14 protein-coding genes are annotated in these 14,793 nt (G+C 68.5%); 3 read left to right on the top strand and 11 right to left on the bottom strand.

Features of this window, described 5'->3' with window-relative positions; genetic code table 11:
• Positions 1-9: 9 nt before the first annotated feature.
• The 8 genes from C6A86_RS20310 to clpS all read right to left on the bottom strand — a co-directional run bounded on the left by C6A86_RS20310 (position 10) and on the right by clpS (position 5,252).
• Positions 10-777 carry a cyclic nucleotide-degrading phosphodiesterase gene (locus C6A86_RS20310; protein ID WP_233212986.1) on the bottom strand — a complete coding sequence of 256 codons (768 nt, stop codon included), beginning with the start codon at positions 775-777 and terminating at the stop codon, positions 10-12.
• Between the two features lie 168 nt (positions 778-945).
• Positions 946-1,605, bottom strand: a complete 660-nt coding sequence (locus C6A86_RS20315) for a rhomboid family intramembrane serine protease (protein ID WP_105363165.1) — start codon at positions 1,603-1,605, stop codon at positions 946-948.
• The gene (locus tag C6A86_RS20320; protein WP_105363158.1) at positions 1,602-2,573 is read right to left on the bottom strand and encodes a cysteine synthase; all 972 of its coding nucleotides are present in this window, start codon (positions 2,571-2,573) and stop codon (positions 1,602-1,604) included. The genes C6A86_RS20315 and C6A86_RS20320 overlap by 4 nt, the downstream gene beginning before the upstream one ends.
• A gap of 3 nt (positions 2,574-2,576) precedes the next feature.
• Entirely contained in the window at positions 2,577-2,849 is a 273-nt protein-coding gene (locus C6A86_RS20325) for a MoaD/ThiS family protein (RefSeq protein WP_105363159.1), read from the bottom strand.
• Positions 2,850-2,860: 11 nt separating this feature from the next.
• Entirely contained in the window at positions 2,861-3,244 is a 384-nt protein-coding gene (locus tag C6A86_RS20330) for a Mov34/MPN/PAD-1 family protein (RefSeq protein WP_233212988.1), read from the bottom strand.
• A 64-nt stretch (positions 3,245-3,308) separates the two neighbouring features.
• Positions 3,309-4,352, bottom strand: a complete 1,044-nt coding sequence (locus tag C6A86_RS20335; RefSeq protein ID WP_105363160.1) for a P1 family peptidase — start codon at positions 4,350-4,352, stop codon at positions 3,309-3,311.
• The gene (locus C6A86_RS20340) at positions 4,349-4,933 is read right to left on the bottom strand and encodes a DUF2017 domain-containing protein (RefSeq protein ID WP_105363161.1); all 585 of its coding nucleotides are present in this window, start codon (positions 4,931-4,933) and stop codon (positions 4,349-4,351) included. The genes C6A86_RS20335 and C6A86_RS20340 overlap by 4 nt, the downstream gene beginning before the upstream one ends.
• A gap of 4 nt (positions 4,934-4,937) precedes the next feature.
• Entirely contained in the window at positions 4,938-5,252 is a 315-nt protein-coding gene (clpS, locus tag C6A86_RS20345) for an ATP-dependent Clp protease adapter ClpS (protein WP_057167337.1), read from the bottom strand.
• Between clpS and C6A86_RS20350 the strand changes: the two genes are divergently transcribed.
• From C6A86_RS20350 to C6A86_RS20360, 3 genes are all read left to right on the top strand, one after another.
• Positions 5,251-6,660, top strand: a complete 1,410-nt coding sequence (locus tag C6A86_RS20350; protein WP_105363162.1) for a nicotinate phosphoribosyltransferase — start codon at positions 5,251-5,253, stop codon at positions 6,658-6,660. The genes clpS and C6A86_RS20350 overlap by 2 nt on opposite strands.
• Positions 6,657-8,651 carry an ATP-dependent DNA helicase gene (locus C6A86_RS20355; RefSeq protein ID WP_105363163.1) on the top strand — a complete coding sequence of 665 codons (1,995 nt, stop codon included), beginning with the start codon at positions 6,657-6,659 and terminating at the stop codon, positions 8,649-8,651. The genes C6A86_RS20350 and C6A86_RS20355 overlap by 4 nt, the downstream gene beginning before the upstream one ends.
• 231 nt (positions 8,652-8,882) lie before the next feature.
• A complete protein-coding gene (locus C6A86_RS20360; protein ID WP_396833946.1) occupies positions 8,883-10,226 on the top strand; it encodes a neutral zinc metallopeptidase in 1,344 nt (447 codons plus the stop codon).
• Between the two features lie 62 nt (positions 10,227-10,288).
• On the opposite strand, the gene C6A86_RS20365 is transcribed toward C6A86_RS20360, so the two are convergent.
• The 3 genes from C6A86_RS20365 to glgP form a co-directional block, all read right to left on the bottom strand.
• Positions 10,289-11,083: an MspA family porin gene (locus tag C6A86_RS20365; RefSeq protein WP_233213027.1), complete on the bottom strand. Its 795-nt coding sequence runs from the start codon at positions 11,081-11,083 to the stop codon at positions 10,289-10,291.
• A gap of 85 nt (positions 11,084-11,168) precedes the next feature.
• Entirely contained in the window at positions 11,169-12,020 is an 852-nt protein-coding gene (locus C6A86_RS20370; protein WP_105363626.1) for a virginiamycin B lyase, read from the bottom strand.
• Positions 12,017-14,605 (bottom strand): alpha-glucan family phosphorylase, encoded by a 2,589-nt coding sequence (gene glgP / locus C6A86_RS20375; protein ID WP_105363625.1) that lies wholly within the window; start codon positions 14,603-14,605, stop codon positions 12,017-12,019. Before glgP ends, C6A86_RS20370 begins: the two co-directional genes overlap by 4 nt.
• Between the last annotated feature and the right edge of the window lie 188 nt (positions 14,606-14,793).

The raw sequence follows: 14,793 nt of genomic DNA on the forward strand, positions 1-14,793 counted from the left end.
TGTCCGGCCTCAGTGACGCGTCACATCGAAGGTCTCGCCGCACACCACGGCGTGCACCGGACCGTCGAACTCGGCCTTGGCCTCGCTGATGACATCCTCGCGCGATGTCCACGGCGGAATGTGGGTGAGCAGCAGTTCACCCACTCCCGCACGGGCGGCGATCTGGCCGGCCTCGGTACCGGACAGGTGCAGGTTCGGCGGGCGCTCGGGCGAGTGCGTCCACGAAGCCTCGCACAGGAACACGTCGACTCCACGCGCCAATTCGACTACCGCATCACAGATTCCGGTGTCTCCGCTGTAGGCGAACGTGACGCCGTCACGGTCGGTGAAGCGCATGCCGTAGGACTCGGTGGGATGACACACCAACCGCGGCTCGACCGTCAGTGCGCCCAGTTTGACGGCACGGCCGTCCACCCAGGACTGCACCTCGAAGATGTCGGAGATGTCGTCGACCTCGCCGCCCTCGGGCGAGGACGCCGCGCCGAGACGCTCCCAGGTGTGCGTCGGGCCGAACAGCATCGCGCGGCCCTCGGGCGGATTGGGGTGATACCGGCGCCAGACGAACAGCCCGGGCATGTCCAGGCAGTGGTCGGCGTGCAGATGTGAGAGCAGCACGTTCACCGCACCCGGATCCGCGTGCCGCTGCAGCGCACCGAGCACGCCGCCGCCGAAGTCGAGCACCATCGGGGCCGTGTCGGGTTCGGTCAGCAGATATCCGGACGCGGGCGAATCAGGGCCGACAACACTGCCGGAACAACCCAGTACGGTGACTCGCACATCTCTAGCTTGCCATGCCCTACAGCATCGGGGCGAAGGCATCACCGCATTGGGCGACAAGTTTCATGTTGTGTCCCCGCCGTGACCCGGGACGCCGCAGTGACGGACCGTCCGCTGTGCATCAGTCGCACCCGCGCAGTGGCCCGACGCACACCAGCACACGCGCCCTCAGGCGCGCAGCGGGGCGCCTGTCTTGCGCTGTTCGCGCGCCTTGCGTTCCGGCCCGGACAAGACGTACGCCGCGACGAACCCGGCGATCGCGCCGCACAGGTGCCCCTGCCAGGACACCCCGGGCGTCCCCGGAACCACCCCGAGCAGGATGCCGCCGTAGACCAGCGCGACGATCACGCCGACGACGATCTCCCAGGCCGTACGGGTGAAGAATCCGAACACGATCAGGAACGTCAGCCACCCGAAGATCAGCCCGGACGCCCCGATGTGGTTGGTGGTGCACTGCACGCCCACGTAGGGGCAGTGCGCGCCGATATTGCCGATCAGCCAGGTGCCGAATCCGCCCAGCACCCAGATGATGGCGGTGGCGCCGATGAAGCGCCCCATGCCCGCCAGGGTCATCAGGAAGCCGAGCACCAGCGCGGGCACGGTGTTGGCGATCAGGTGCGGCCAGCCGCCGTGCAACAGCGGCGCCCAGAGAATGCCCCACAGGCCGTCGGTCTGCAGCGGCCGGATGCCGTCGTTGTCGAGGCGGTGCCCCATGACGGTGTCGACGATCTCCACGACATACAGCAGCGTGACGAAACCGATGATCGTCGCGCCACCGACCACCCAGGCCGGCTTCTTCTTCGGCTCGGGGGTGATCGGGAGATTTATGCCCACAGCTGCCCTTCCAACGCATCCTCTGCATCATCGAGGCTACCGGCGTAGGCACCGGTGGACAGATACTTCCAACCGGCGTCACACACGGTGAAGGCGATATCGGCGCGCTCGCCGGCCTTGATGGCCTTGGCCGCCATACCGAGTGCGGCGTGCAGGATCGCGCCGGTGGAGATCCCCGCGAAGATGCCCTCCACCTGGACGATCTCGCGGGTTCGTTTGACGGCGTCGAACGCACCCACCGAGAACCGGGTGGTCAGGACCTCCGGGTCGTAGAGCTCCGGCACGAAACCCTCGTCGATGTTGCGCAGCGCGTACACACCCTCGCCGTAGCGGGGCTCGGCGGCGACGATCTGGATGCCCGGCACATGCTCGCGCAGGAACCGGCCGGTGCCCATCAGCGTGCCGGTGGTGCCGAGGCCACCGACGAAATGGGTGATCTCCGGCAGGTCGGCCAGCAGTTCGGGCCCGGTCCCCTCATAGTGCGCCGCGGCGTTGGCCGGGTTTCCGTACTGGTACAGCATCACCCACGAAGGGTTCTGTGCAGCAAGCTCTTTGGCGTGCGCCACGGCGGTGTTCGACCCGCCCTCGGCGGCGCTGAAGATGATCTTGGCACCGTACAACTCGAGGAGCTGACGCCGCTCGATCGAGGTGTTCTCCGGCATCACGCAGATCAGCCGGTAACCCTTGAGCAGTGCCGCCATGGCCAGGGAGATGCCGGTGTTGCCGCTCGTCGGCTCCAGCAGGGTGTCGCCGGGCTTGATGAGCCCGTCGCGCTCGGCCTGCTCGATCATCCGCAGGGCGGGCCGGTCCTTGATGGAGCCGGTGGGGTTGCGGTCCTCGAGCTTGGCCCACAACCGCACGTGCGGACCGTTCTGGTCGTCCTCCCAGCGCGGCGAGAGCCGCTGCAGGCCCACCAGCGGGGTGTTCCCCAGCGCCTGCAGCAGCGAGTCGTATCGCGTCAAGGCTTACCCACCTGCAACGGCGGGCAGGATCGTCACCGAATCACCGTCGGCGATGGCGGTTTCCAGGCCACCGGAGAACCGGATGTCCTCGTCGTTGACGTAGATGTTGACGAAGCGGTGCAGCTTGCCGTTGTCCACGAGGCGCTCCGAGATCCCGGAGTAGTTGCTCTCCAGGTCGGCGATGATGGCCCCCACGGTCTCACCGGCGGCGTTCACCCGCTTCTCTCCGCCGGTGTGGGTGCGCAAGATGGTGGGGATCGACACGACTACTGACACGGTGGCTCCTTTTATCCGTACTGCTCGACGATGCTGACAGGTTCTTCGGTGACGACGCCGTCGAGGATGCGGTAGCTGCGCAGTTCGTGCGCCTCGGGGTCGCGGGTGGAGACGAGCACATAGTGGGCGTCCGGTTCGGACGCGAACGAGATGTCGGTGCGGCTGGGGTACGCCTCGGTGGCGGTGTGCGAGTGGTAGATCACGACGGGCACCTCGTCGTTGTCGTCCATCGCGCGCCACACCTTGAGCTGCTCACCGGAATCGAACCGGTAGAACGTCGGGGACCGCTCCGCGTTGACCATCTGGATGAAACGCTGCGGGCGATCCGAACCCTCCGGTCCGGCGATCACGCCGCACGCCTCGTCGGGATGGTCGGCGCGCGCGTGGGCGACCATGGCATCCACCAGGTCGGCGCGGATCACCAGCACGTCAGAACTCCGTTTCTCGGTTTCGGCGACATCACGGGAACGCTCCGGGCAACAGGCCACGGTAGGTGGGTATTCCGGCGATCGACTCCGCCGCCAACACCCCGACCAATACGGCACGTGCCAGACAGTCGGCCGCAGCGGCGCCGATCGCGGTCAGCAGCGCCGTCTCCGGGGACATCGCGGCCGGGACCTTCTCCGACGGACCCCATCCAGCTGGCACCTGCACCGCGCCGGTGGCCAGCGCGAACACGGTGTCGCCGTCCACCGGTGTATGCGCCGGACGGATGGTGTGGGCAAGTCCGTCCTGGGCCGCGATGGCGATGCGGCGGCACCCGGCCGGGCTGAGCGCGGCGTCGGTCGCGACGACGGCGATGGTGGTGTTCAGCGGGCCGCTCACCTTGTCGAGGGCCGCGAACTCGGCCACCTCCGCGGGTGGTGGAGAGCTCAACCCGAACGCCGCAATGAGATCGGCCATCCAGGGTAGCCCGGTGGTCGGGTCGATCACATTGCCTCCGGAGTTGACCGCGACGACCGCCCCCACCGTCACACCGAGATCGGGCAGGGTCAGCGCGGCGGTTCCGAGTCCGCCCTTGAGGACACCGGCCCGTGCTCCCGCGCCGGCTCCGGCGTTCCCGATGGCGAACGTCCGGCCGGCGGACTGCACCGCGGCGTACCCGAACTCCGCAGTCGGGCGGCAGCCCCAGCCACCGACCGGCAGGTCGAAGATGACCGCGCCGGGCACGATCGGCACCACGCCGCCGTCCATCGACACGCCGCGCCCCTGCTCCTCCAGCCAGGTCATCACGCCGTCGGCGGCGGCCAGTCCGTACGCGCTGCCGCCGGTGAGCAGCACCGCGTCAACGTGACGCACGCTGTTGGACGGATCCAGCAGATCGGTCTCGCGGCTGCCCGGGGCCCCGCCCCGGCAATCGACCGCACCGACGGTGCCTTCCGGCGCCAGCACCACGGTGCTGCCGCACGCCCACCCGGATCCCAGCGTCGCGTCATCGTCGATCCGCTGATGGTGACCGACCGTGATGCCGGCGACATCGGTGATGGAACCCCAGTCGGTCACGGACGCGACCCCATCAGGCTGATCACCAGATACTCCTGCAGCACCGTCAGCCACTGGTACACGTCGAGATGGCCGGCCATCGGATGCCCGACGGGCAGCTGGTCGAGGCCCTCGGGTCCGATCTCCAGCATCGCGCCGAGCGCCAGACGCACGTCGTTGACCGCGGACGCCCAGGCCTGCGCGTCATCCTCGGAGAGCTCGAACTTCCCCCCACCGTCGGGCATGGTGTCCAGCAGGCGTTGCGCCGCTTGCCGTTTCGCATCGATGATGGCCGGCTCATGCAGGCTGCGCAGCGCGCTGTTCAAGCTGTCGGCGGCCGCGGAACCCGCGGGATGGCCGTTGCGGGACCGGAAGAAGTCCGGCAGCAACCGCTTCATCGTCTCGTCCTCGGGAGGCGACGAATGACCGGTGCGGATCCCGGTGATCTCGCTGAGTTCGTCAGCCGGAGCGGCAGATTCGCGATCGTCGAGCATCCCGGTCAGCGAGGTCACCAGATTGCGCAACAGCGCGGCCTCGTGCGCGGCCAGCGAAGACCGGAATCGGGGGCCGTCGGCGCCGTCGATCCGCTTCCATTTCCGCACGTGATCAGCGGTCCTGCTGCATGGTGGCCCACAGCCCGGCGGAGTGCAGCTTGGTGACGTCGACCTCCATCGACTCCCGGCTGCCGGCCGAGACGACCGCCTTGCCCTCGGTATGTACCTGCATCATGAGTTTGGTGGCGTGCGGTTCGGAGTAGCCGAACAGTTTCTGGAATACGTAGGTCACGTACGACATCAGATTGACCGGGTCGTCCCACACGACCGTGACCCAGGGACTGTCCGTGGCGGCGTCTTCTCGGCGGTCGACGTCAGCCGCCGTGTCCTCCCGGGTACCCGGCTTGGTCCGCGCTGGGGTAACCATGACGCACAGGATACCGGGGGCCGACTGCGCGCCCGAACCGGAACGGTACCGATACGGTGAGATCGTGAGCCACGGCGTGAGCACAGCACTGCTGACGGACAAATACGAGCTGACCATGCTCGCGGCTGCGCTGCGCGACGGCTCGGCGCACAAGCGGTGCACCTTCGAGGTCTTCGCGCGACGGTTGCCCGAGGGACGGCGCTACGGGGTGGTGGCGGGCACCGGGCGTTTCGTGGAAGCGCTGGCGCAGTTCACCTTCGATCAGCAGACCCTGGCGGCGGTATCCGATTTCCTGGACGCCGGCACGTTGGCGTATCTGTCGGAATTCCGGTTCACCGGCGATGTGCACGGCTATCCGGAGGGTGAGCTGTACTTCCCGAACTCGCCGGTGCTCTCGGTGCGTGGCAGCTTTGCCGAGTGCGTCGTCCTGGAGACGCTGGCGCTGTCCATCCTCAATCACGACAGCGCGATCGCCTCGGCCGCGGCCCGGATGGTGTCGGCGGCCGGCGGCCGACAGCTCATCGAGATGGGTTCGCGGCGCACCCATGAGGAGGCCGCCGTCGCCGCGGCCAGGGCGGCCTGGATCGCCGGATTCCACGGCAGCTCCAACCTGGCCGCCCAGCAGCGCTACGGGGTTCCGGCGCTCGGCACCAGCGCGCATGCCTTCACCTTGCTGCACACCACCGAAGACGGAACAGATGAGCGCTCGGCGCGGAATCTGTCAGAACGCTCCGCGTTCCAGGCCCAGGTCGACGCCCTCGGCGTCGGCACCACCCTGCTGGTGGACACCTATGACATCACCGACGGCGTCGCCAACGCCATCGCGGTCGCCGGCCCCGACCTGGGCGCGGTGCGCATCGACTCCGGTGAACTCGCCGTACTGGTCCGCCAGGTGCGCGATCAGTTGGACGGTCTCGGAGCGACCGGCACCAAGATCGTGGTCTCCAGCGACCTCGACGAGTTCGCCATCGCCGCGCTGCGGGCCGAGCCCGTCGACAGCTACGGCGTCGGTACCTCGCTGGTCACCGGATCCGGCGCGCCCACGGCCGGCATGGTCTACAAGCTCGTCGAGGTCGACGGCATCACCGTGCAGAAACGCAGTGCGCACAAGGCATCGGCGGGTGGCACCAAGGAGGCGCTGCGGCTTGCCAAACCCTCCGGGACGATCGTGGAAGAGGTCGTCTATCCGGCCGGACATCCGCCGCCGACCGAAGCCGGGCTCGACTCGCGGCCGTTGTCGATCGAACTGGTCCGGGGCGGGCACCCCGTGCACGAGCACACCCTGGAGCAGGCCCGCGCCCGGGCGGCAGCCGGGCTGGGCAGCCTGCCGTGGGACGGCCTGAAGCTGTCCAAGGGCGAACCGGCCATCCCGACCCGCGTCGTGGCACCGGACAAACCGACCTCGTGAACACTAGCTCAGTCACCGAGTTGCTCGCCTCGGCGGTCGCGGCGCTCGGCGGGGCTCAGCGCCCCGGTCAGGTCGAGATGGCCGAGGCCGTCACCGAGGCCTTCGAAACGGGCCGTCATCTGGCCGTGCAGGCGGGCACCGGCACGGGTAAGTCGCTGGCCTATCTGGTGCCGTCCATCGCGCGGGCGGTCGCAGCCAACGAACCCGTCGTGGTGTCCACCGCGACCATCGCCCTGCAGCGTCAGCTGGTGGACCGGGATCTGCCCCGCCTCGCCGATGCCTTGGCCGGCCGGCTCCCCCGGCGTCCCACCTTCGCGCTGCTGAAGGGCCGGGGAAATTACCTGTGCCTGAACAAGATCCATAATGGCAGTGCCGCGGATTCGGTGGAGGACCGCCCGCAGGAGGAACTGTTCGACGCGGTGGCCGCCACCGCGCTGGGGCGCGATGTGCAGCGCCTGACGAGCTGGTCCTCGGAGACCGAGACCGGTGACCGCGACGACCTGGTCCCCGGGGTGCCCGACCGGTCCTGGAGCCAGGTCAGCGTGTCGGCACGGGAGTGCATCGGGGTGTCACGCTGCCCGTTCAGCACCGACTGTTTCTCGGAGAAGGCCCGCGCCAAGGCGGGCAACTCCGATGTGGTGGTCACCAATCACGCACTGCTGGCCATCGACGCCATCGCCGATGCCTCGGTGCTGCCCGAACACGACCTGCTGGTGGTCGACGAGGCGCACGAACTGGTCGACCGGGTCACCAGTGTGGCCACCGGGGAACTCTCTGCCACCGTGCTCGGCGCGGCGCAGCGGCGCATCGGCAGGCTGGTCGCCGACGAACTCTCCGACCGTCTGGAAGCCGCAGAGGCCAATCTGGCCTCGGCCATCTATGACGCCGAACCCGGGCGCATCGATCATCTCGACGACGAGCTGGCCACCTACCTGACGGCGCTGCGCGATGCGGCGTTCTCCATCCGGTCCGCGATCGACACCACCCCCACCGACCCGCAGGCGGCCGCCGCGCGCACCGAGGCCGTCACCGCGGTGACCGAGATCGGCGACATCGCGGCACGGATCCTGGATTCGTTCGGCCCGGCGATCCCCGACCGCTTCGATGTGGTGTGGCTCGACCACGAGGAGAATCACCGGGGCGGCGGCGGAAAGCGGGCCATCCTGCGGGTGGCGCCGCTGTCGGTGTCGGGGTTGTTGCGCACCAGGCTGTTTGACCATTCCACCGCGGTGCTGACCTCGGCCACGCTGACCATCGGGGGCAACTTCGACGGGATGGCCGCAGCCTGGGGGCTCTCCGGCGGGGAGGGCAAGACCACGTGGCGTGGGCTGGATGTCGGGTCACCGTTCGACCATGCCAAGTCCGGAATCCTGTACGTGGCCAAACATCTGCCCCCGCCCGGGCGTGATGGCACCGGATCGCCCGCCCAGCTCGACGAGATCGAGGCGCTGATCACCGCCGCGGGCGGGCGCACCCTGGGCCTTTTCTCCTCGATGCGCGCGGCCAAGGCCACCGCCGAGGTGATGGCCGAACGGCTGTCGACGCCGGTGCTGTGCCAGGGCGAGGACACCACCGCCGCACTGGTGCAACGGTTCGCCGATGACGAGGAGACCTCGCTGTTCGGCACCCTGTCGCTGTGGCAGGGCGTCGACGTGCCCGGCCGCACACTGTCGCTGGTGCTGATCGACCGGATTCCGTTCCCGCGCCCCGATGATCCGCTGCTGACCGCGCGCCAGCGGGCCATCGCGGCGCGCGGCGGCAACGGGTTCATGGCGGTGGCGGCCAGCCACGCCGCGCTGCTGCTCTCCCAGGGCGCGGGCCGGCTGCTGCGCCGCGTCGACGATCGCGGGGTGGTCGCGGTGCTGGATTCCCGGATGGCGACGGCGCGCTACGGCGGCTATCTGCGCTCATCACTGCCGCCCTTCTGGGCGACGACAGATCACGAGCGCGTCATCGCCGCGCTGGGCCGGCTGACCTCTGCACCCGGATAACCGCCGCCGCCGGCAGTTTGTCTTATCCTGGCTGCACCAACGCGGCAGCCCGTCCGCGCGCACCGAAAGGCGGGGCACGATATGAGGCACGCGGGGCGAGCGAAGCGACGGGGAATCCAACCGGGGCGAGCGAAGCGACGGGGAAATGCACGGCTATGGGCGGGTGCGGCGCTGGCCGCCGGCATCGCGCTCGTCCTCAGCGGGTGCGGACAGGAACTGCAGGGCACCGCGGTGTCGGTGTTCGCAGATCCGTTCCGGGTGGCGGGCATGCCCGCCACCGACGGACCGACCGGCCTGCGCGATGACGCCGCCGAACCCACCCGCGAGGTGACCGATACCGACGGCGGCGAGATCGATCACCTCGCGGTCAGCGCGGTCAGCGATATCGAGGAGTTCTGGGAGACCGCCTACCCGGAGACCTTCGGTGCTGACTTCACCCCGGTGTCCGACGTGATCTCCTGGGATGCAGACGGTTTCGACGGTGTCTTCTGCGACACCGATACCTACAACCTGGTCAACGCGGCGTTCTGCCAGGACGACGAGACGATCGGCTGGGACCGTGGCGTGCTGCTGCCGTCGCTGCGGCGGGAAAACGGCGACATGGCCGTCACCATGGTGCTGGCCCACGAGTACGGGCACGCGGTGCAGCAACAAGCCGAGATGGTCACCGGGTCGACGCCCACGCTGGTGTCCGAACAGCAGGCCGACTGTCTGGCCGGGGTCTACATGCGGTGGGTCGCCGAAGGGAACTCACCGCGATTCACGTTGTCCACCGGTGACGGACTGAACAATCTGCTGGCCGCGATGATCGCGTTTCGCGATCCCCTGCTCAGCGAAAGTGATGCCGACGTGGGCGACGATGAACACGGGTCGGCCTTCGAGCGGGTGTCGGCGTTCCAGTTCGGCTTCACCGACGGCGCCGGGTCGTGCGCGACGATGGACCCGGCCGAGATCAAGCAGCGCCGCGGCGATCTGCCGGTGTTGTTGCCGGAGAACCAATCTGGGGAGCTGCAGATCACCGAGGACTCGGTGCGTTCCGTCGTGGACGCGATGGACATCCTGTTCGAGCCGGCCGAACCGCCCGAACTCACCTTCGAGCCGCATGCTTGTGCGGACGCCGATTCCGATGCGCCGGTGACGTTCTGCCCGGCCACCAACACCATCGCGGTGGATCTGCCCGCACTGGAGGTCCTCGGCGCGCAATCCGATGACGAGGACACCGGACTGGCCACCGGTGACAACACCGCATATTCGGTGCTGGTATCGCGCTACATGCAGTCGATCCAGCATCAGCGCGGCGGTGTCGAATTGGATACGGCGCAGGCCGCCCTGCGGACCGCGTGCCTGACGGGTGTCGCGACCGCAAAGATGGTCGACGACGTCAGCACCCCGGACGGCAACACCATCGCGCTCACCGCGGGCGATGTGGACGAGGCGGTGTCGGGCATCCTGCTCAACGGCCTGGTTGCCAGCGACGTCAACGGCGAATCGGTGCCGTCGGGCTTCTCCCGGATCGACGCGTTCCGGGTCGGTGTGCTCGGCGAGCAGGACCGCTGCTTCAAGCGGTTCCCCTGACGGCGGACTGGGCACACCTCCCGCGCGCGCGGGGGAGAGCGCAGCGGCTCGGGGTGGCTGGGTCAGACCACCTTGGTCTCGCCGTAATAGGCCAGTACCGAATCGGATTCGTCCGTCGAGCGGGTCAGGAAGGCATACGAGCGGATGAAGGATTGGCCCACGCATCCGTCGATCTTGACCTGGAAGTTGCTGACCAGCACCCACGGATTGAATCCCCGGAACTCCTTTTGGGTCACCGGGACCATGTTGATGATGCCCGGTTTCAGCCCGATGGCCGCACCACCGGTGACGGGCGTGGTCAGCACCGGGATCAGACCGTCGAGCGCCGGCGAGCCCACGTCGACACCGGCCAGCCCCACGGACGGCGACAGTCCGGCTGTGCCGGTGATCGTGACACCGTTGGACGTGCTCATGTCGACACCGCAACCGATCTGGTAGCCGACCTCCAGCACCCCCTCCGGGATCTCACCGCCCTCGGGCCCGGTGATGTTCCCGCTGAACGTGCCCCCGACGATGTAACTGCGTGAGGACAGTGCGGTGGTCAGCGGAGCGACGACCAGTTGGGTCTCGTTGACCGCGGACAGTGTGAGCCTCCAGCCGTCCGGAGTCTCGGTGCTGGTCGGCGGTGGCGAGGCGACGAGACCGTGCAGCTGCGGTTGGGGCGACGGCGGCACCGCCACCGCGACGGGTTGCATGACCGGGGTGAGCGGGGGTTCCAGCGCGGGATCGATGGCGGGCGCGAACACCGGGTCGACATCGGGCTCGTTCGGATCGATGCCCGGGTCGCCGGCAGCGACCGGAGCGCACAGTACGGCAGCCGTGATCACCACGGTGAACAGCGCAAAGGGTCGTGGCACGACAAACCCCGCAATAGGCACCTCGAGGAACTTACATCGCCTATGTAACTCTGCGGCCACGACAAGGACACGGCCAGTGCGGGACTCAGCCCACCGGCAACCGCCACAGGTAGCCGGCCTCCAAAGCCACCCAGAGCGCGCCGTCGGCGGCGACGGCCAAGCCGTGCGGTTCACCGTTCTCGATCAGGTCGATGGTGCTCACCTCCCCGTCGGCCGTGATGCGAGCGACCTGGTCGGCGCCCCAGAGGCTGACCCACACCCCACCGGACGGGTCGGCGACCACCGCGTGCGGCTTACCGGGCAGATCCAGTTCCTGGATGGCCTCATCGGTCGGGATGCGGCCGACCTTGTCGGCGAGGATCTCGGTGAACCAGATGGCGTCGTCGTGGGTGGCTGCGATCCCGACCGGTCCGGACCGCGGCGTCGGCACCTCGCGTACCCGCAAGGATCCCGACGGCTCCAGCCGCCCGACCGCGTTGGCCTCGTTGAGGGTGAACCACAGCGCCCCGTCGGGACCCGCGGTGATCATCGACGGCCTCCCCCCGGGATGAGCCACTTCGGTGACCGTGCCGTCGAGATCGAGCCTGCCGATCACCCCGGAATTCATCGCGGTGAACCACAGCGCCGCCCCCGGCCCTGCCGTGATACCGAAAGGTGCGCTGCCGGAGGGCAGTTCGACCTCGCTGAGCAGACCGTCGGTGGTGATCCGGCCGATCCGGTCATCCCCGCTGCGGGTGAACCACAGGGCACCGTCAGGTCCGGCGGTGATGATCGAGGGCCTGCTGTCGGGCGCGACGTCGTAGACGGTGACATCGCCTTGGGCGCTGACGCGGGCGATCTGGCCGCTGTGTACCAGGGTCACCCACATGGCGCCGTCCGGGCCGGCGGCGAGCGCGTACGGCCCGCTGGGGAGCTCGACCGTCAGAATGGCACTCACGCCAGCGTGACCAGTGCCAGCTCGTTCGCCCCGGCCAGCAGTCGGTGGTGCGGCAGCACCCGCACCGTGTAACCGACCGGGCCGGCCACCGGCAGCGGCGTCGTCGTCGAGAAGATCTGGTTGCCGCCCACGGTGCCGGTGTGCGTCATCGCCACGGTGACCGGATGCTGCAGGACGTCGGCACTGTCGACGCGGCCCACGACCGCCTGCACGACGACCTCGTCGGGCGCCAGCCCGGCCAGGTACACCGATGCGGTGAGGGTCAGTTCACTGCCGATCAGCGGGGTGTCGGGCAGACCATAGCTGTCCACATCGGTGATCTGGATCTTCGGCCATTGCTCTTGTGCTCGTTGGCGATACGCGGCAAGCTGGCGCGCCGCACCGAACGGCACCCCGGTCGCGTCGTCGGCGGGCTCGATGGTGGCGCGCAGCGACTTCGCGGCGGGCGCATAGTACTTCTCGGTGTAGTCCCGGACCATGCGCGAGGCGAGGACCTTCGGTCCGAGTGCCTGCAGCGTATGGCGCACCATCTCCATCCAGCGGGCCGGCACACCGTGCTCGTTGCGGTCGTAGAAGGTGGTGGTCACCGATTGTTCGAGAAGGTCGTACAACGCGCCGGCCTCGATATCGTCGCGGCGGCTCTCATCGGCAAGCCCGTCGGCGGTGGGGATCTCCCACCCGTTCTCCCCGTCGTACCACTCGTCCCACCAGCCGTCCCGGATGGACAGGTTCAGTCCGCCGTTCAGCGCGCTCTTCATGCCCGAGGTGCCGCAGGCCTCCAGCGGGCGCAGCGGGTTGTTCAGCCAGACATCGCAGCCCCAGTACAGCAGCCGGGCCATCGACATGTCGTAGTCCGGCAGGAAGGCGATCCGGTGCCGCACCTCCGCGCGGTCGGCGAACCGGACGATCTGCTGGATCAGCGCCTTCCCGCCGTCGTCGGCGGGATGGGACTTGCCCGCGACGATCAACTGGACCGGTCGGTCGGCGTCGAGCAACAGCCTTTCCAGCCGCTCCTGATCGCGCAGCATCAACGTCAGCCGCTTGTAGGTGGGTACCCGCCGGGCGAACCCGACGGTCAGCACCTCAGGGTCGAATGCCGAAGCGATCCAGCCCAGTTCGGCCTCCGACGCACCGCGCTCGAGCCAGGAGCGACGCAACCGGTCACGCACGTCCTCGATGAGCAGACCGCGCAGCTCGGAGCGGATCCGCCACAGCCGACCGGCATCGACCTGCTGCAGTTTGTGCCAGGTGTCCGCTTCGCTGAGCGAGCCGAGATCGTCGCTGCCGATCAGCTCGCGGGCCAACTCCACCCAAAGCGGTGCCGCCCACGTCGGTGCGTGCACGCCGTTGGTGATCGAGCCGATCGGGACCTCACCCGGGTCGAAGCCCGGCCACAACTCGTTGAACATCTCCCGGCTGACCCGGCCGTGCAACAACGACACCCCGTTGGCCCGCTGCGCCAGCCGCAGGCCCATGTGCGCCATGTTGAACTTGGACGGATCGTCCTCGGCGCCGAAGCCGAGCACCCGTTCCAGCGGCACGCCCGACAACAGGCGTTCGCCGCCGAAGTACCGGGTGACCATGTCGACGGGGAATCGGTCGATCCCGGCGGGCACCGGCGTGTGCGTGGTGAACACCGTGGACGACCGGACCACCGTGAGCGCGGTGTCGAAGTCCAGTCCGGCATCGATCAGCTCGCGGATCCGCTCCACACCCAGGAAACCGGCGTGACCCTCGTTCATGTGGAACACCTCCGGCGCGGGCAGGCCCTCCAGCTCGGTGTAGGCGCGGATGGCGCGGACGCCGCCGATACCGGCCAGGATCTCCTGTTTGATCCGGTGCTCCTGGTCCCCGCCGTAGAGCCGATCGGTCACCCCGCGCAGATCATGCGCGTTTTCACCGATATCGGAATCGAGCAGCAGCAAGGGAATTCGGCCCACCTGCGCAATCCAGACATGCGCGTACAGCTGCGCGCCGTCGGGCATGGCCAATTCGATGAGCACTGCCTTGCCGGTGGCCTCGGTCAACAGCCGCAGCGGTAGCCCCTGCGGGTCCAGCGACGGGTAGGTCTCATGCTGCCAGCCGTCGGCCGTCAGCGACTGCCGGAAGTACCCCGACCGGTAGTACAGCCCGACCGCTATCAGCGGCAGCCCCAGGTCGGAGGCGGATTTCAGGTGGTCGCCGGCCAGGATGCCCAGGCCACCGGAGTAGTTCGGCAGCACCTCGGCCACACCGAACTCCATGGAGAAGTAGGCGATTCCATTGGGGAGTTCCACCCCGTCTCCGGCCCGCTGTTGATACCACAGCGGGCGACTCAGATAGTCGTCCAGATCCGCGGCGAGCGCGTCGACACGCTGCAGGAAGGCCTCGTCACCGGCGAGTTCGTCGAGACGACTCGGGCTGACCACCCCCAGCAGCGCCACCGGGTCCGCTCCGACCTGGTCCCACAGTGTCGCGTCGATGGCGGCGAACAGGTCTTGCGTCGGCGTGTGCCATGACCACCGCAGGTTGACCGACAGTGTCTCCAGTGCGGAGAGCCGCTCGGGGAGGTGGGCGCGAACCGTGAATCTGCGGAGGGCTTTCACGCGGCTCCACCTTACTGACCGACCCCGGCGACGGGCCCCGAGATGTCGCTTCGGTCACCGGAGTGAGTTCATCTCGCCCCACGATGTGTCCCTGACACTACGGTGGGTACTCAGGGTCGGTAACGAGCGCGTCGAGGCAGAAGTAGAGACCAGACGGACCGCGGTCACCGAAGTCGGGACCGCGCCGA

The organism is Mycobacterium sp. ITM-2016-00316, assembly GCF_002968335.2.
Lineage (GTDB): Bacteria > Actinomycetota > Actinomycetes > Mycobacteriales > Mycobacteriaceae > Mycobacterium.